At 69.8% G+C, this 18,041-nt stretch carries 14 protein-coding genes; 10 read left to right on the top strand and 4 right to left on the bottom strand.

What is annotated here, in order from left to right; genetic code table 11:
- The 3 genes from FKV24_RS06700 to FKV24_RS20120 all read left to right on the top strand — a co-directional run.
- A partial coding sequence (locus FKV24_RS06700) for a hypothetical protein (protein WP_211371809.1) occupies nt 1-301 on the top strand: 301 nt, incomplete at its 5' end.
- Nucleotides 302-513: 212 nt separating this feature from the next.
- On the top strand, nt 514-1,713 hold the full coding sequence (locus tag FKV24_RS06695) for a DesA family fatty acid desaturase (protein WP_111265131.1): 1,200 nt from the start codon (nt 514-516) through the stop codon (nt 1,711-1,713).
- Nucleotides 1,714-1,836: 123 nt separating this feature from the next.
- Complete coding sequence (locus FKV24_RS20120; protein WP_141481831.1) at nt 1,837-2,217, top strand: EF-hand domain-containing protein; 381 nt, start codon at nt 1,837-1,839, stop codon at nt 2,215-2,217.
- A gap of 487 nt (nt 2,218-2,704) precedes the next feature.
- Here FKV24_RS20120 and FKV24_RS06685 read toward each other — a convergent pair whose 3' ends face one another.
- Genes FKV24_RS06685 through FKV24_RS06675 form a run of 3 tightly spaced genes read right to left on the bottom strand, consistent with a single transcriptional unit; the run spans nt 2,705 to nt 6,052 of the window.
- The gene (locus tag FKV24_RS06685; protein ID WP_111265129.1) at nt 2,705-4,420 is read right to left on the bottom strand and encodes a sodium:solute symporter family protein; all 1,716 of its coding nucleotides are present in this window, start codon (nt 4,418-4,420) and stop codon (nt 2,705-2,707) included.
- Between the two features lie 10 nt (nt 4,421-4,430).
- A complete protein-coding gene (locus FKV24_RS06680; protein ID WP_111265128.1) occupies nt 4,431-4,694 on the bottom strand; it encodes a DUF4212 domain-containing protein in 264 nt (87 codons plus the stop codon).
- Nucleotides 4,695-4,711: 17 nt separating this feature from the next.
- A complete protein-coding gene (locus FKV24_RS06675; protein ID WP_141481830.1) occupies nt 4,712-6,052 on the bottom strand; it encodes a DcaP family trimeric outer membrane transporter in 1,341 nt (446 codons plus the stop codon).
- A 309-nt stretch (nt 6,053-6,361) separates the two neighbouring features.
- Between FKV24_RS06675 and acs the strand changes: the two genes are divergently transcribed.
- The 7 genes from acs (at nt 6,362) to FKV24_RS06640 (ending at nt 14,100) form a co-directional block, all read left to right on the top strand.
- Nucleotides 6,362-8,314 (top strand): acetate--CoA ligase, encoded by a 1,953-nt coding sequence (acs, locus tag FKV24_RS06670; RefSeq protein ID WP_141481829.1) that lies wholly within the window; start codon nt 6,362-6,364, stop codon nt 8,312-8,314.
- A 122-nt stretch (nt 8,315-8,436) separates the two neighbouring features.
- Nucleotides 8,437-9,120, top strand: coding sequence for a response regulator transcription factor (locus tag FKV24_RS06665; protein WP_111265125.1), 684 nt, complete (start codon nt 8,437-8,439; stop codon nt 9,118-9,120).
- Nucleotides 9,121-9,199: 79 nt separating this feature from the next.
- Nucleotides 9,200-10,498, top strand: a complete 1,299-nt coding sequence (locus tag FKV24_RS06660) for a pepsin-like aspartic protease (RefSeq protein ID WP_141481828.1) — start codon at nt 9,200-9,202, stop codon at nt 10,496-10,498.
- A gap of 10 nt (nt 10,499-10,508) precedes the next feature.
- A complete protein-coding gene (locus FKV24_RS06655) occupies nt 10,509-11,051 on the top strand; it encodes a GNAT family N-acetyltransferase (protein ID WP_141481827.1) in 543 nt (180 codons plus the stop codon).
- A 64-nt stretch (nt 11,052-11,115) separates the two neighbouring features.
- Nucleotides 11,116-11,970 carry an SAM-dependent methyltransferase gene (locus tag FKV24_RS06650; protein WP_141481826.1) on the top strand — a complete coding sequence of 285 codons (855 nt, stop codon included), beginning with the start codon at nt 11,116-11,118 and terminating at the stop codon, nt 11,968-11,970.
- Nucleotides 11,970-12,242, top strand: a complete 273-nt coding sequence (locus tag FKV24_RS06645; protein ID WP_141481825.1) for a hypothetical protein — start codon at nt 11,970-11,972, stop codon at nt 12,240-12,242. Before FKV24_RS06650 ends, FKV24_RS06645 begins: the two co-directional genes overlap by 1 nt.
- Before the next feature lie 58 nt (nt 12,243-12,300).
- Complete coding sequence (locus FKV24_RS06640) at nt 12,301-14,100, top strand: GGDEF domain-containing protein (RefSeq protein WP_141481824.1); 1,800 nt, start codon at nt 12,301-12,303, stop codon at nt 14,098-14,100.
- Nucleotides 14,101-14,133: 33 nt separating this feature from the next.
- Here the strand turns inward: FKV24_RS06640 and FKV24_RS06635 are convergent, their stop codons facing one another.
- Nucleotides 14,134-17,628, bottom strand: coding sequence for a hybrid sensor histidine kinase/response regulator (locus FKV24_RS06635; protein ID WP_141481823.1), 3,495 nt, complete (start codon nt 17,626-17,628; stop codon nt 14,134-14,136).
- Nucleotides 17,629-18,041: the final 413 nt, after the last annotated feature.

The following is an 18,041-nucleotide window of genomic DNA, read 5'->3' as shown; positions in this document are numbered from 1 at the left end:
CGCCGCCACCGGCCGCGACCGCCACTGGCATCGCTGGCGGCGGCGCATGCGGCGGCAGTCGCAGCAATACACCGCACTCCAGGACGGCGGCCTCGATCCGCCGCGGGGACAGAGCGCCGGGTCGGCAGCCGGGGTCGACAAGGACACCGCGGTCCTGCTCGGCGTCGCCCAGGACCTGAGCCTGCTGCTGGACCATTGCGACCGCGGCGGCGGCTTCGGCAAGGCCGACCGCACCGCGCTGGCGGCGTTCGCCCAGGCTGAACTGGCGAGCCTGCGCGAGCGTCTGCGCGCCTGCGCGTGATCACCGTCACCCCGCGCCTGCGCCGCAGGTGAACGCTTCCATCAGGATGCGGCGCACAATCGCCCCATACCGGCGCGAACGGTAGTGCGCCGGTGGCATGATGATGGACGGGGCGCCCGACCTGCCGTCGCCGAACCGTGCCGCGCGGGTGCCGCCCTGCCAGCCTGTCCGTACCGCGGACGGAACCGCATTCACGGTCCACGGAGTTCGCAATGCCCCTCGCTTCGATCCCGACACCCCTGCTCGACTTTCTCGCCGGCGGCCTGCTGCAGGCCGGCTTCGGCGCGCTGCTGATCTGGTTCCTGGTCGCGACCCAGCTGACGATCTTCTCGGTGACCCTGTACCTGCACCGTTCGATGGCCCACCGGTCGGTCGACTTCCACCCGGTGCTGGCGCACTTCTTCCGCTTCTGGACCTGGCTGACGACCTCGATGATCACCCGCGAGTGGGCCGCGATCCACCGCAAGCACCACGCCAAGTGCGAGACCGAGGAGGACCCGCACAGTCCTCAGATCAAGGGCATCAAGACGGTGTTCTGGCGCGGTGTGGAGCTGTACCGCGAGGCGCGGGGCGACCGCGAGTCGATCGAGAAGTACGGCAAGGGTTGCCCGGACGACTGGATCGAGCGCCACCTCTACACCCCGCACGCGACCCTCGGCCCGACCCTGCTGCTGTTCATCAGCTTCGCCCTGTTCGGCTTTGCCGGGGTGGCGATCTGGGCGCTGCAGATGGCCTGGATCCCGTTCTGGGCCGCCGGCGTGGTCAACGGCCTGGGCCACTGGTGGGGCTACCGCAACTTCGAGAGCGCCGACACCTCGACCAACCTGACCCCGTGGGGCGTGTGGATCGGCGGCGAGGAGCTGCACAACAACCACCACGCCTTCCCCAGCTCGGCCAAGTTCGCGCTGCGCAAGTGGGAGTTCGACATCGGCTGGGCGACGATCCGCGCGATGGAGAAGCTGCGCCTGGCCAAGGTGCTGCGGGTCGCGCCGACCCTGGACGTGCGCCCGAACATCGCGATGCCCGACGGCGAGACCCTGCGCGCCCTGCTGGCGATCCGCTTCCAGGCGATGACCGACTACTACCGCAACGTCACCCTGCCCGCGCTGCGCGACAACCGCGACCGGCTGCCGCGCGCGTTGCGCAAGGGCCTGGCCGACGACGGCCGCTGGCTGGACGATGCCAAGCGCGCGCGGCTGCAGGCCTGGCTGGCGGAACGGCCGAAGATGGCGACCCTCGCCGAGTACCGCCAGCGCCTGGCGCAGGTGCTCGACGACCGTTCGCACGACGCCCAGGCGACCCTGCAGCGGCTGCAGGCCTGGTGCGCCGAGGCCGAGGCCAGCGGCATCCATGCGCTGGAGGCGTTCTCCGCGCGGCTGAAGGGCTACGCGCTGGCACCGGCCCGCGGCTGACCCCCCGCCCCTTCGCCAGACCGGAAAGCCCGCGTCCGACGCGGGCTTTTTTTCATCGACGGACGCGACGACTCCGATCGCCTCCCCGCACCGCCGCCCCACCGATTCGGGTAGCCTGCCGCCATGCGATCGACCTCTTCCCCCCTCCTCCTCGACGCCGTGCCGCGCGCGCTCACCGTGCCGGTGGCGGCGCTGCTGCTGACCTGCACCGCCGCCGCGGCGACGGCCCAGGTGCAGGCCACCGGCGACTACCTGTCGCGCATGGACGAGGACCAGGACGGCCGCGTGTCGCTGGCCGAGTACCAGAACTGGATGAGCTATGCGTTCGAGCACATGGACCGCAACGGCGACGGCATCCTGAGCGCCGACGAACTGCCCGGCGGTCGTGGCGAGCCGGTCAGCCTGGACGAACACCGGACCAAGCTGGCGCGGACCTTCCTGCGCCAGGATCAGGACAAGGACGGCTTCCTAGACGCCCGAGAGCTGGCCGCGCCGCCGCTGTAGCCGCGGCCAGGGCGGGCAGTGTCTCTGTCCTTGCCCCTCACTGTCGCTCCTTGGCTTTGGCTTTGGCTTTGGCTTTGATCTTGATCCATGGCGACTTAAAGCCCGCCGCGCACCGGAGCCGGAAGGCGCCGTAGAGGTGCCCTTGTCCGAGCGCCGCTGGCGGCGCGAGTTTGGGCACCGTGCGCCTTCCGGCGAGGAGCACAGGGGACCGTGGTGGCATGCCACCACGGCGGGTGTCAGGAGCCGGCGGTTTTGGTTCCTTTTGACAAGACAAAAGGAACCCGCCCGAAGGGCGGAAGCCTTTGACTCGCGAAAGCCAGCCAATACGCCTGATGGCAACGCAATGCTCAAGACAGGCCGCCGACGCGGTTCAACTGCATGAAGAACCGGGCGCAGGCGACAGCGCGCGCGACCAAAGAAAAGGGCACGCCATCGGGGGGATGGCATGCCCTGGAGAGAGCACGAAGCTCCAGTCAAACGCTCACGCTCAGTGCGCGGACGCCTCGCCCGCGCCGCGCGGCACCCGGATCTCGTCGACCAGATCCTGCACGTGCTGCGGCGGTGGCGGGGTCATCCGCGAGATCACGATCGTCACCGCGAAGTTCAGCAGCATGCCGACCACGCCGATGCCTTCCGGCGATATCCCGAACAGCCAGTTGGCCGGGATGTTCTCCGCCATCGGCGCCATGAACACGCCCTTGAACCAGACGATGTAGCCGACGGTGAACACCAGGCCGACCAGCATGCCGGTGACCGCGCCTTGCATGTTGGTGCGCTTGTCGAAGATGCCCAGCACGATCGCCGGGAAGAACGAGGCCGCGGCCAGGCCGAACGCGAACGCCACCACCTCGGCGACGAAGCCCGGTGGATAGATGCCCAGCAGACCGGCGACGACGATCGCCAACGCCGCCGCGATGCGCGCGTACATCAACTCCTGTTTCTCGGTGATGTCGGGCATCACCACCTTCTTCAACAGGTCGTGCGATATCGCCGCCGATATCACCAGCAACAGGCCGGCGGCGGTGCTGAGCGCGGCGGCCAGGCCGCCGGCGGCGACCAGGGCGATCACCCACGCCGGCAGGCGCGCGATCTCCGGATTGGCCAGCACCATGATGTCGCGGTCGATGGTCATCTCGTTGCGGTCGTCCTTGGCGTAGAACATCCGGCCGTCGTTGTTCTTGTCCTCCCACTTGATCAGGCCGGTCTTCTCCCAGTTCGCGATCCAGGTCGGCGCGGTCGCGTACTCGGTGCCCTGCATGTCCGGACCGTTGATGGTCTGGATCATGTTGACGCGGGCGAAGCTCGCCACCGCCGGCGCGGTGGTGTAGAGCAGGGCGATGAACAGCAGCGCCCAGCCCGCCGAGCGACGCGCGTCGCGGACCTTGGGCACGGTGAAGAAGCGCACGATCACGTGCGGCAGGCCGGCGGTGCCGACCATCAGCGCGAGGGTGATGCAGAACACGTCGATCGTCGATTTGCTCCCGTCCGTATAGGGCGCGAAGCCCAACTCGGTACTGAGCCCGTCGAGCTTGTCGAGCAGGTACATGCCGCTGCCGTCGGCAAGCTGGCTGCCGAAGCCGATCTGCGGGATCACCTGGCCGGTCATCAGCATCGAGATGAAGATCGCCGGCACCATGAACGCGAAGATCAGCACGCAGTACTGCGCGACCTGGGTGTAGGTGATGCCCTTCATGCCGCCGAGCACGGCGTAGAAGAACACGATCGCCATGCCGATGATCACGCCGGTGGTGATGTCGACCTCGAGGAAGCGGCTGAACACGATGCCGACGCCGCGCATCTGCCCCGCCACATAGGTGAACGACACGAAGATCGCGCAGATCACCGCCACCAGGCGGGCGATGTCGGAGTAGTAGCGGTCACCGACGAAGTCGGGCACGGTGAACTTGCCGAACTTGCGCAGGTACGGCGCCAGCAGCAATGCCAGCAGCACGTAGCCGCCGGTCCAGCCCATCAGATACACCGAGCCGTCGTAGCCGGCGAAGCTGATGATGCCGGCCATCGAGATGAACGACGCCGCGCTCATCCAGTCGGCCGCCGTCGCCATGCCGTTCATCACCGGGTGGACGCCGCCTCCGGCGACGTAGAACTCGCGCGTGCTCGCCACCCGCGACCAGATCGCGATGCCGATGTAGAGCGCGAAGGTGATGCCGACCAGCAGGTAGGTCCAGGTTTGTACTGACATGACGACCCCCTCAGTCTTCGTGCAGGTCGAGCGCGCGCTCGAGTCGGTTCATTCGCCATGCGTAGTAGAAGATCAGCACGACGAACACGTAGATCGAGCCTTGCTGGGCGAAGAAGAAGCCCAGCTTGAAACCGCCGATCCGAATTGCATTGAGCGCATCCACGAACAGGATGCCCGCGCCGAACGACACCGCGGCCCAGATGACGAGAAGGATCGTCATCAACCGCAGGTTCGCCCGCCAGTACTGCGCGGCATTGATGTGCTTGCCTGACATGGTGATCGCCTCCTCGCTCAGAAGCTGTATTTGACGGTGGTGTGGAAACGCTTGAGGTCGCCTTCGCGATCGTCCTCGAGCGAACGCTCGCCGTAGCTGAGCTCGGCGCCGATATCCAGTTTCGGGAACGGCGAATAGATCAGGTTGGCGCGCAGCGACTGCGAGCGCTCGGTCACGCCATAGCCGGTCAGGGCGACGTCGTTGTCGTAGTGCGCGGCCGAGTAGATCAGGTTGCCGCGCAGCTTGGGACCGAACACGTGACGCCAGCCGGCGAACATGCCGTAGCCGGTGATCGCGTCGATGTCGCCGTTGGCGTCGGCGACGACGTCGGTGCCCATGCCGAAGGCCATGTAGCGCCCCAGACCGCTGCCGGCGTTGACCATGTAGCGGATGTCGTCGCGATCGCCGAGGTTGAACTTGCCGGCCACGCTGACCGCGCCGCCGGTGGCGGTCTCGTCGCCGTCCTTGAACTGGCGCAACAGGCCGGCCACGCTGAAGTGACCCCAGTCGCCCTTGGTGCTCCAGCGGCCGGTGACGTCGGGCATCACGTTGTCGCCGGAGGTATGGCGGCCGGCGCCCTGGTAGTCGGTGACCAGGGTCTGCGGGTTCTCGAGCGAGAACGACCACGGTCCGTTGGTGTAGCGGACCTGGGCCTGGCGCACGAAGATGGTGCCGTCGGTGACGCCGAGGAAGTCGACCGTGTCCGGCAGCGAACCCAGATCCTGGAAGTTGGTCCAGGTCTGGCCGGCCAGCCAGTTGTTCCAGGTCACGTAGGCATGGCGGATGGTGATGCCGTGGGTGTTGGTCGACAGCTCGTTGCCTAGGTTGCCGCTGCCGCCGCCGAACAGGTCGGCCTCGATGTAGCCGCGGAACTTGTCGCCGTCGTCGTTGCTGTAGTCGGCGGCGAACCAGAAGCGCGAGAACTGCGCGCCGAAGTCGGTGTACGGATCGACATCGGGTTCGGCGCCGTTGGCGGCGACCGGAATCGTGCTGGGCACGTAGAACATGCGACCGGCCGAGCCTTCCGCGATCTGGCCGTCGCTGGTGTCGGTGACCATCGTGTCGAGCTTGATGAAGCCGCCGTAGGAGAAGCGCCCGCCGGGCGTGCCGGTCAGGATCGGCGTCGACTGCACGGTGGGCGTGTCGCTGGCCGCGGCGACGGCCGGTGCCGGTGCCGGCGGCGCGGTCTGCTGGGTGCTCTGTTGCTCGACCAGCTGCTGGACCATCTTTTCGAGCTCGGCGACGCGGGCTTCCAGTTCGATCTCTTTCGCGGTCTGGGCATGGACAAGGCCGGGCAGCGCCAGTGCCATCGCCAGCGCGGCCACCAGCGGCCGCTTGCGCGCAATGCGTTTGGACATGATTCCCTCCCAAGGAATGCCGTGGCCAGGCACGGTCAGCCGGAGCCTGCGCGCACCGATTCGGGGCGAACCATTCGCCATTGGTCGAAAATCGCCGCGATGCCGGGATTGCGCGGCACTTTTTCGACCATGGTCTAAGCCCGGCGATACCGGATGCGCGGATCGATGGGGCAAACTTGGGGTCCCATCGGTCCCTTTCGTTGCGTTGCAGCACGTCCATGCGACGAACGGGCAAGCAAACGGCCGACATCGGCGCCCGCGCCACGGCCCCCGCAACCGCCACCTGGCCAGCCATCAGTGGAGCGTCCCATGAACCACCCCAACGCCCTCTACCCCGTTCCCGGGCAGTTCGCCGCCGGCGCCCGCATCGGCCGCGACGAGTACGCGCGCATGTACGCCGAGTCGGTGTCCGACCCGGATGCGTTCTGGGGGCGCGTCGGCGAGCGCCTGGACTGGTTCAAGGCGCCCACCCGGATCAAGGACGTCAGCTTCGCGCTGGAGGACTTCCATATCCGCTGGTACGCCGACGGCGAGCTCAACGCCAGCGTCAACTGCCTGGACCGGCACCTCGAAGCCCGCGGCGACAAGACCGCGCTGATCTTCGAGCCCGACAATCCGGACAGTCCCGCCGAGCACGTCAGCTATCGCGACCTGCATGCGCGCGTGTGCCGGCTCGCCAATGCGCTGCGCGGCCTGGGCGTGCGCAAGGGCGACCGGATCACGATCTACCTGCCGATGATCGTCGAGGCGGTGGTCGCGATGCTGGCCTGCGCACGCGTCGGCGCCATCCACTCGGTGGTGTTCGGCGGCTTCGCGCCGAATTCGATCGCCGACCGCGTCGCCGACTGCGGCAGCAAGCTGATCATCACCGCCGACGAGGGCCTGCGCGGCAGCAAGAAGATCCCGCTCAAGGCCAATGTCGACGCGGCGTTGAAGCTGCCGGGCACGAATTCGGTCGAGACCGTGCTGGTGGTCCGCCACACCCATGGTGCGGTCGACATGCAGATGCCGCGCGACCGCTGGTACGACGCGGTGGTCGAGGGCCAGTCCGACACCTGCGAGCCGGAGCGGATGAACGCCGAGGACCCGCTGTTCATCCTCTACACCTCCGGCAGCACCGGCAAGCCCAAGGGCGTGCTGCATACCACCGGCGGCTACCTGGCCTACGCCAGCTACACCCACGAGTGCGTGTTCGACCTGCGCGAGAACGACATCTACTGGTGCACCGCCGACGTCGGCTGGGTGACCGGCCACAGCTACATCGTCTACGGACCGCTCGCCAACGGCGCCACCGCGCTGGTGTTCGAGGGCGTGCCCAACTACCCGGACGTGTCGCGCTTCTGGGAAGTGATCGACAAGCACCAGGTCACCCTGTTCTACACCGCGCCGACCGCGATCCGCGCCTTGATGCGCGATGGCGACGCGCCGGTGAAGAAGACCTCGCGCGCCTCGTTGCGCCTGCTCGGCACGGTCGGCGAACCGATCAACCCGGAGGCCTGGCGCTGGTACCACGAGGTGGTCGGCGACAGCCGCTGCCCGATCGTCGATACCTGGTGGCAGACCGAGACCGGCGGCATCCTGATCACCCCGCTGCCCGGCGCGACCGACCTCAAGCCCGGCTCGGCGACCCGGCCGTTCTTCGGCGTGCAGCCGGCCCTGGTCGACGCCGGCGGCGGGTTCCTGGAGGGCGAGGCCGAGGGCAACCTGGTCCTGCTCGACTCCTGGCCGGGGCAGATGCGCACGGTCTACGGCGACCACCAGCGCTTCATCGACACCTATTTCAAGACCTACCCGGGCATGTACTTCACCGGCGACGGTTGCCGCCGCGACGCCGACGGCTACTACTGGATCACCGGCCGCGTCGACGACGTGATCAACGTCAGCGGCCACCGCATCGGCACCGCCGAGGTCGAGAGCGCGCTGGTCAGCCATCCGAAGGTCGCCGAGGCGGCGGTGGTCGGCTTCCCGCACGACGTGAAGGGCCAGGGCATCTACGCCTACGTGACCCTGATCGCCGGCGAGGCCAGCAGCGACGCGTTGCGCAAGGAACTGGTCGCGCACGTGCGCAAGGAGATCGGCCCGATCGCCACCCCCGACCACCTGCAATGGGCGCCGGGGCTGCCGAAGACGCGCTCGGGCAAGATCATGCGCCGGATCCTGCGCAAGATTGCCGAGAACGCGCCCGACCAGCTCGGCGACACCTCGACCCTCGCCGACCCGACCGTGGTCGATTCGCTGGTCAAGGAGCGACGCGTGCCCTGACCGATGCGCGCTTCCCGGCGGGCCGGCGACGCGACATCCGCCATGCCCGCCTTGCTGTAGGCTCGACCCAGAACCCCCACGCTCCCTGCCCCCGGGCAGGGAACCGGCCCCACGGAATCCGGATGCCGCCCGCCCCCAGCCATACCGTCATCGTCGCCGACGATCACCCCCTGTTCCGCGAAGCCCTGCGCGGTGCGGTCGCCCGCGTGCTGCCCGAGGCCCGCCTGCGCGAGGCCGACGGCGTCGAGTCGTTGTACGCCCTGGTCGAGAGCGAGCCCGACGCCGACCTGCTGCTGCTCGATCTCAACATGCCCGGCGCGCAGGGCTTCAGCGCCCTGGTCCATCTGCGTGCGCTGCACCCGCAACTGCCGATCGTGGTCGTCTCCGCGCGCGAGGAGCCGGCGGTGATGCGGCGCGCGCTCGACCACGGCGCGGTCGGCTTCATTCCCAAGTCGGCCGATGCGACCACCCTCGGCCAGGCGATCACCAGCGTGCTCGACGGCGACCGCTGGGCGCCGGCCGCGGCGCTGTCGGCCCCGGCCGCCGACGAGGCCGAGCACGACGCCGCGCTGCGCGTGCGCGACCTCACCCCGCAGCAGTTCCGGGTCCTGCAGATGCTCGGCGCCGGCCTGCTCAACAAGCAGATCGCCTACGACCTGGGCGTGTCCGAGGCCACCATCAAGGCCCATGTCACCGCGATCCTGCGCAAGCTGGGCGCCAACAACCGCACCCAGGCGGTGTTGATCGCCGGCCGCCTCGCGGTCGATCCGGGTGCGATCGTGCCGCCGCCGGAAGAGCTGGACTGAGCGACCCGCCGATGCCGGCGCGCGTGGCCGGCGCGTGCGCCGCTTCCGCAACGCCCCCGCGATCTGCTCCAATCGGGGCATGAGCGCTTCCCCGAGCCGCAACCGCGACCCGTCCCCGCCCGGCATCCACCTGGCGACGTCCCTGGCCTGGGCCAAGGGCGCCTACACCGTGTCGATCGCGTTCGGCAGCGGCGGCCGCGCCGCCAACCTGGTCCTGGACAGCGGCAGCAGCACCCTGGTGGTGCTGCCGCACGCCTACGACCCCGACGACGACGCGCATCTGCAAGGCACCTCATGGGCGCAGCAGGTCCGCTACGGCCAGGGCAGCTGGACCGGGCCGGTGGTGCGGACCCGGCTGGCATTCGGACACGGCGCGCACGCCTGCGACGTCGACGCCGCCGAGGTCTCGGTGATCGAAGCCGCCGCGCAGGATTTCCGCGACGCCGACGGCATCTTCGGGCTGGCCTATTCCGGGCTCGATACCGCCCACGACATGGGTGCGGTGCTCAGCGCGCGCGGCGCCGACCCGGCGCTGACCTGGCCATGGCCGTTCGCGGTGGACGACGACGACCTCGACACCTTCGCCCGCCTGCTGCGTCAGCAACCCCAGGTCACGCTGCTACCGCTGTTCTCGCAACTGGCGCAACAGGGGCGGGTCCAGGACCGCTTCGGCATGCTGGTGCGCCGCGCCCTGGTGCACGTGCTCGACGACAGCGCCGACGATCCGACCCTGGACACGGATCCGCTCAACCGCGGGATCATGGTCCTTGGCGGCGGCGAGGACGCGCCGTCGCTGCATACCGGCGACTTCCAGGACGTGCGCATCGTCCACGACCTCTACTACAACGCCAACCTGGTCGCGGTGCAGGTCGGCGAGCGCCCGCGCATCGCGGTGCCGCCGCTGGACCCGCAGTACGCCAACCGCGCCGCCAGCAACGCCATCCTCGACACCGGCAGCAGCTTCCTGGTGCTGGAGACCGGCACCCACGACGCGATCATGGCCGACCTGGCCGCGATCGACCCGCGCCTGCCCGCGCTCGCCGAGAAGTTCTGGAACACCTTCAAGGCCAGCCAGCACGGTGTCGCCAACGGCGAAGTCGATGCACTGGACTGGCCCGAGCTGACCTTCTACCTGGAAGGCGACGACGGCGGCGAGGTCGCCCTGACCTGCGCCCCCGACCACTACTGGCCACGCAACGCGATGTACGCCGGCGAATCGTTCTTCCTGCTGATGCCGCAGCTGCCCGGCTGGCCGAACGAGTCGATCCTCGGCCTGCCGCTGATGGCCGACCGCTACTGCCTGTTCGACCGCAGCGCCGACGGCGGCCTGGGCCGGGTCCGGATCGCACCGGCGCATCCCTTGCCGACCGCCGGATGACCGCCGCGGCATGAGCGCGCAGGTGCTGGAAACCGGACGTTTCAGACTGCGCCCGCTATCCCGGCCGGACCCCGCGGACCGCGCCCTGTACTGCGCGCTGTACAGCAGCGCGGCGGTGATGGCGCGGATCATGCCGCCATTGTCGCCGGCCGCCGCCGAACGCCTGTACGCGCGCGCGATCGACTGGGCCCGCAGCGACACCCCCGGCCACCGTTTCTGGATCATCGACGCCCGCGACGACGACGCCCCGATCGGGGTCGCCGGCTATCTGCGCAACGGCGCCGAAGCGGAGATCGGCGTGCTCCTGGTCGAACCGTGGTGGAACCGCGGCGTCTCCAGCGAAACCTTCGTGCCGCTGATCGCCCACGGCTTCGAACGGATGGGGCTGTCGCTGATCTGCGCCGAGCGCCCCGACGACGACCATGCGCGGGTGATCGACCGCCTGCTGGGCCGGTTCGGCTTCGTCCGCGCGCCTGAACGGGCCAGCGCCGTCGGCCAGTGCCGCTGGGAGCTGCCCCGTTCAGCCTGGAGCACCCGTCGCGACGGCGTCTGAATCATTTTGCAAAGTCTGTCCTTACGGGTATTGTCCTGTCTGCACTGAGGGGAGCGTAGGGGACATGACGGTGCCGGCCGAGAAGCTGTCGGGCAGGCTTGCCTGTGTCGGATTGGGGATGATGCTCGGGGCCCATATCGGCCCGCGGGCGCGCAGCCATGTCGAACAGGCCGACGTCGTGTTCGCCGCGGTCTCCGACCCGCTGGTCGAAGAATGGCTGCGGCAGATGAACCCGAACGTGCGCAGCCTGCAACCGTTCTACGCCGCCGGCAAACCGCGCCACGACACCTACCGGCAGATGGTCGAGGCGATGCTCGACGAGGTCCGCGCCGGCAGGCACGTGTGCGGCGCCTTCTACGGCCACCCGGGCGTGTTCGCCAAGGCGCCGCACGACGCCATCGCCCAGGCCCGCGCCGAGGGCTTCCACGCGCACATGGAGCCGGGCATTTCCGCCGAGGACTGCCTGTACGCCGACCTCGGCATCGACCCGGGCCGGACCGGCTGCCAGCACTACGAGGCCAGCCAGCTGCTGTTCTACCGCCGCCGGCTCGACCCCACCGCCTGGCTGGTGCTGTGGCAGGTCGGCATCGTCGGCGACCGCAGCTACCGCCGCTTCGCCACCGGCCCGGCGCATCGTCGGCTGCTGCTCGAACGCCTGCTGCAGGACTACCCCGGCGACCACGAGGTCATCGCCTACGAGGCGGCGACCCTGCCGATCGCCCAGCCACGGATGCAACGCCTGCAACTGCGGGAACTGCCCGAAGTACCGTTGCACATGCACACCACCCTCGTCGTGCCCCCGGCCCGCGCGATGGAGCCCGACACCGCGATGCAGGCGCGTATCGCCGAGCTCGAGCGGTCCGGAGAGGTCGAACCCCCTTTGCCGTACACACCACCACTGGAAGAAGGAGTCGCGTGATGTCGAATGTCGTGAAGTTCCTGGAGGCGCTTGGCCAGAACCCTGAGATCGTGAGCGAGGCCGAGTTCGCCGCCGCCGTGGCCGCCGCTCCGGTGGAGGGCGAGGTCAGGGAGGCGCTCGCCGCCCGCGACGCGGCCAGGGTGAACGCACTCATGGGCCACACCTGCACCGTGCTCTCGCTGCTGGTGCCGGCCGAGGAGGAGCAGCCGCAGGAAGACGAGACCGAGCGCGAAGCTCCGGACGAGGGCGAGACCGAAGCCCGCGCCGCCTGATTCGATCAGGCCATGGCAGGGTGCCCGCGCACCCTGCCGCCGGACCCGCGACGCAACGATGAAACCCGCGCTCCACACCCTGGTACTGGCACTCGCCCTGGCGACGGCGGGCGCGCCGCTGCGTGCGCAATCGCCCCCTGCGGCGGCCGAGCTGCTCGAGCAGGCCGATGCCGTCCGCAGCACCGACCCGGCCCGCTTTGGCGCGGCGCTCGACGAGGTGGACAAGCGCGCGGGCGAGCTCAGCGAACCGCAGCGGCAACATCTGCGCCTGCTGCAGGCCTACCGGCTCGGTTACGGCGGCCAGTACCCGGCCGCAATCGGACTGGCCCAGGACGTGTTCCAGAGCGCGGCCGACGGACCGGTCAAGTTCCGCGCCGGCCTGTTGCTGGCCAACAGCGCGGCGACGACCCGCGACTTCTCGCTCGCGCTGAAATCGCTGGAGAACACGATCGCCCTCCCGAGCGAGGGCATACCGCAGGAGCTGATCGAACAGGCGCAGTTGGTCGCCGGTATCATCTACAACCAGCTGGGCCAGCACGAGAAGACGCTGCAGTTCGCGACATCCGTGCAGCAGATGGAAGCCTCCGAGCGCAGTCGCTGCTTCGCCAGCCAGCTCCAGTACGAAGCGCTGGCCAACCTGCAACCGGAAAGGTCCGGCGAACGCATCCCGCGCATCCGCGAGGCCATCGCCGCCTGCGAGGCCATCGGCGAGGCCGTGGCCTCCAACCTGATGCGCATCAACCTCGCCCGCAGCATGGCGGCCCAGGGCGACAAGTCCGGCGCGATCGCCACGCTCCAGGCGCATACCGAAGAGGTCGAGAAGACCCGTTATCCGCGCCTGGTCGCCGAGTTCCACTCGACGCTGGCCGCCTACCTGATCGACGAGGAAAGGCTCGACGCCGCCGCCACGCACGCAAGGGCGGCACTGGAAGCCAGCCGCGCCAACACCCATTCGCTGCCGCGGGTATCGGCCTACCGGATCCTGTACGAAATCGCGCTGGCCCGGCACGACATTCCCCAGGCGCTCGACAACTACCGTCACTACGCCGAGGCCGACAAGGCCTATCTCGACGATGTGAAGGTGCGCGAGCTGGCGGTGCAGCAGATCCGCAACGAGGTCCAGCAGAAGGACCAGGCGATCGCGCTGCTGAGCAAGCAGAACGAGGTGCTCAAGCTCGAACAGCAGGTCGCCCACACCTCCGCGCAGAACACCCGGCTGTTGCTGTTGCTGCTCGGCGTGGTGCTGGCCGGCATCGGCTACTGGGCGTACAAGATCAAGCGCGTGCAGATGGCGTTCCGCCGCCAGGCGCAGACCGACGGGCTGACCGGAATCAGCAATCGCCGCCACTTCCGCGACGCCGCCGATGCGCAGCTCAAGCGTTGCGGCGAATCCGGGCGGGAAGCGGCCCTGGTCCTGCTGGACCTGGACAACTTCAAGCTCATCAACGACCGCCACGGCCATGCCGCCGGCGACTGGGTGCTCAAGCAGGTCGCCGAGGCCTGCAAGGCGGTGTGCCGGGACGGCGACCTGTGCGGGCGCCTGGGCGGCGAGGAGTTCGGCATCCTGTCCTGCGGCGGCGACGCCGATGCCGCGCGACGCATCGCCGACCGTTGCCGCGAACGGCTGGCCGCGATCGACGCCAGCCAGGTCGGCCACGACCAGCGGATCACCGCCAGCTTCGGCTGCACGACCTCGCGGCGCTCGGGCTACGTCTTCGAGACCATGTTCACCGACGCCGACACCGCGATGTACCGGGCCAAGGGCAGCGGCCGCGACCGCGTCGTGCTCCACGCCGACGACGCCACGCCGACGCCGACGCCCGCGGTCCACGGACGGCTCGAGACCAGCCCGGGCTGAGGCGGCCGCCCACGGGGCCGCAGGCGCGCCGGCTCAGGCGCGGTGGTTCTGTCGTTGCGCGGCCAGGAACGCGCGCATGGTCGCCGGCTTGACCGGCTTGGTCAGCACCCGGCAGCCGTGCTCGCGCGCGGCGTGCTTGAGCGCGTCCGAGCCGTCGCCGGTCAACAGCGCGGCCGGGAACGAGGCCCCCAGCCGCGCGCGCAGCGCATCGATCACCCCCAGGCCGTCGAGGCGGTCGTGCAGGTGGTAGTCGACCAGGGCGACGTCCGGCGGCGGTCCGGCGCCGGCCGCCGCCAACGCGCCATCGGTATCGGTCGCGGTCAGCACGACCGCGCCCCAGCGCTGCAGCAGGGTGCGCATGCCGTCGAGGATCTCGCGGTCGTTGTCCACGCACAGCACGCGCAGGCCGGCCAGGGTGTCGGTATCGGTGATCGACAACGGCGCGACACTGGCCGCCGAGGCCTCCTCGACCGGCGCCGCCTCGGCGGCCGGGGCACCGAACGGCACGGTGATCGAGAACACGCTGCCGGCGCCGACCCGCGAGCGCACCCGCAGCGGGTGGTTCAGGGTGCGCGCGATGCGCTGGCAGATCGACAGGCCCAGGCCGAGCCCGCGCTCGCCGCCGGTGGTCGGGCCCTCGAAGCGGCGGAACTCGTCGAAGATCTGCGCCAGGTGATGCTCTGAGATGCCCGGCCCGGTGTCCCAGACCTGCAGTTCGACCGCGCCATCGCGCAGCCGCGCGGCGATCAGCACACCGCCGCTGCGGGTGTAGCGCAGCGCGTTGGCGAGGAAGTTCTGCAGCGCGCGGCGCAGCAGGCGGCGGTCGCTGCGCACCCGCCGCGGACGCTCCGGCGCACGCACGCGCAGTCGCAGGCCGCGCTCGGCGGCGATCGGCGCGTACTGGGCGACCAGTTCGCGCAGCAGTTCGTTGACGTCGAAGTCGACGATCTCCGGACGCAGCGCGCCGGCGTCCAGGCGCGAGATGTCGAGCAGGCCGTCGAGCAGGTCCTCGGCCGCGCGCAGGGCGGCATCGACGCGCTCGGCCAGCCGGGTCTGCTCGTCGCCGTCGCGGCTGTCCCGAAGCGCGGTGGTGAACAGCCGCGCCGCATTGAGCGGCTGCAGGACGTCGTGGCTGACCGCGGCCAGGAACCGGGTCCGCGACTGCTGCGCCGCCTCGGCCTCGCGGGTGCGCTGCTCGACGCGCTGCTCCAGGTTCTCGTTGATCTCGCGCAGGGCCTGCTCGGCGCGCTTGTAGTCGGTGACGTCGCTGTAGCTGGTGACGTAGCCGCCGCCGGGCAGCGGACGGCCGCGCATCTCCACCACCTGGCCGCTGGCGCGCACCCGCTCGAACACGTACGGGGTGCCGGCGCGCAGGTGGGCGATGCGGCGGCGGACCTGGTCGTTGACGTCGCCCGGGCCCATCTCGCCGCGCTCGGCATTCCAGCGGATCAGGTCGCTGACCGGGCGGCCGACGTAGAGCATGCCGTCGGGGTAGTCGAACAGCTCCTGGTAGCGACGGTTCCAGGCGACCAGGCGCAGGTCGACGTCGACCACGCTGACGCCCTGGCTGATGTTCTCCAGCGTGGTCGACAGGATCTGGCGGTTGAAGCGCAGCTCCTGGCTGGCCTCGTCGAGCAGGGCCACCACTTCGCCCAGCTCCATGCCCGAGCCGCGCAACGCGCTGGTCAGGGTCAGGCGCGCCGAGGCCGCGCCGATCGCCGAGGCCAGCAGGCGCTCGGTGAACTGGGTCAGGGCGCGGTCGGCCGGCTGGCCGGGCTGCCACGGCTGTCCCTGCTGCGCGGCATGGGCCTGGAACGCGCGCCGCGCGTGGCGCTCGCCGACGATGCGTTCGGCCAGGGTCAACAGCTCGCCGGCGCGCACGTTGCCGGTCCAGCCGCCCGGGCCCAACGCCGGACGCTGGGCGTAGGGGTCCAGGAACGGCGTCGCCAGCAGTTGCTCCTGCAAGCGCGGACGCTTGCGCATCGACATGAACACGAACACGCCGATGTTGAACAGCAGCGACCAGAACACGCCATGGGTCAGCGGGTCCCAGCCCTGCAGGCCGAACAGCTGCTGCGGGCGCAACCAGTCCAGCCCCAGCGGGCCGCGCTCGACCCAGCCATCGTCGAACCAGCCGCCGCCCGCCAGCGCCGGCAGCAACAGGGTGTAGGCCCACAGCAGCGCACCGGCGACCAAGCCGCTGGAGGCGCCGATCCGGCTGGCACCGCGCCAGTACAGGCCGCCGATCAGGGCCGGTGCGAACTGGGCGACCGCGGCGAACGCCAACAGGCCGTGCTGGGCCAGACCGCCGTCGCCCTCGCCCCGCAGCAGGTCGCCGCGGTGGTAGGCGTAGGCGAGCATCGCCAGCATCACGATGGTGATCCGGCGTACCCACACCACCTGGCGATCGATCGCCGGGGTCTGCTGCAGGGTGCCGGCGCGCAACAGCAGCGGCATCACCAGATCGTTGCTGACCATCGTCGCCAGGGCGACGCTGGCGACGATCACCATGCCGGTCGCCGCGGAGAAGCCGCCGACATAGACCATCAGCGCGAGCATGTCGCGGTCCAGCGCCAACGGCAGCGCCAGCACGTAGCTGTCCGGGGACACCGCGTCGCCCGACAGCACCGCCTGCCCGGCCAGGGTGATCGGCACCACCAGCACGCTGATCAGCATCAGGTAGCCGCCAAACAGCCAGCGCGCGGTGCGCACATCGGCCGGGTTCTGGCACTCGACCACGGCGACGTGGAACTGGCGCGGCAGGCACAGGATCGCGGTGAACGCGAGCAGGGTCTGGGCGACGAAGGCGGTCGGCAGGCCCGGGGCGAGCACGACGTCGGCGGCCTGCACGATGCGCTGGCCGAGATGCCCGTTGCCGGGCAGGTGGGCGAGCGCGAACACGCCGATGGCGACGAAGGCGACCAGCTTGACCACCGACTCCAGCGCCACCGCCAGCACCATGCCGCGGTGGTGCTCGGTGGCGTCGATCTGGCGAGTGCCGAACAGGATCGCGAACACCGCCAGCAGCAGCGCGGTGTAGAACGCCGGATCCGACAGCGGCGGCGCGTTGGCGGGCAGCCCGGCGAGCACGTCCACGCTCATCGCCACCGCCTTGAACTGCAGGGCCACGTAGGGCACCGCCGCGACCAGCGCCAGCAGCGCGACCAGCGCCGCCAGCCCGGGCGCGCGGCCGTAGCGCGAGGACAGGAAGTCGGCGATCGAGACGATCCGGTTCTCGCCGGAGATCAGTACCAGCCGTTCCAAGAACCGCCATCCGAACAGCAGCAGCAGCAGCGGCCCCAGGTAGATCGGCAGGAAGCCCATGCCGGTGCGCGCGGCGGTGCCGACCGCGCCGTAGAAGGTCCACGACGAGCAATACACCGCCAGCGCCAACGAATAGACCGCCGGACGCAGCCAGCGGTGGCGCGACATCATCGCATCGCTGCGCTGGTCGCCGGCATAGGCCACGGCGAACAGCAGGGCCACGTAGCCCAGCGAAACCAGCAGCAGCACCCAGCCCGGAATCACGCCTGCGATGTTCTCCTCCGCGACAGCACCGGGAGTGTAGCCGGGCCGGGGGCCGCAGGTCTTTCGTAGGGGCGGCGTGAGCCACGGATTCCGGGCTGCGCGCCCTCTGGAGAAGACCCTTTGCTTCCGTAGGAGCGGCGTGAGCCGCGATGAGGCTCTACCAGGAAAGCCCCCGGTCGCGGCTTACGCAGCTCCTACGGCATGGAGGCGTGACCCATCCCCTGACCCAGGGGACTGAAGGGACAAGGCTGACGCGCTCTTCGTAGGAGCGGCGTGAGCCGCGATGAGGCTCTACCAGGAAGGCCCCGGTCGCAGCTTACGCAGCTCCTACAGCATGGAGGCGTGACCCATCCCCTGACCCAGGGGGCGGGAGGGACAAGGCTGACGCGCTCTTCGTAGGAGCGGCGTGAGCC

Origin of the sequence: Marilutibacter maris (genome assembly GCF_006546735.2) — a bacterium.
GTDB lineage: Bacteria > Pseudomonadota > Gammaproteobacteria > Xanthomonadales > Xanthomonadaceae > Marilutibacter > Marilutibacter maris.
The sequence above is the reverse complement of the archived record's forward strand: the minus strand, read 5'-3'. Positions and strand labels throughout refer to the sequence as shown.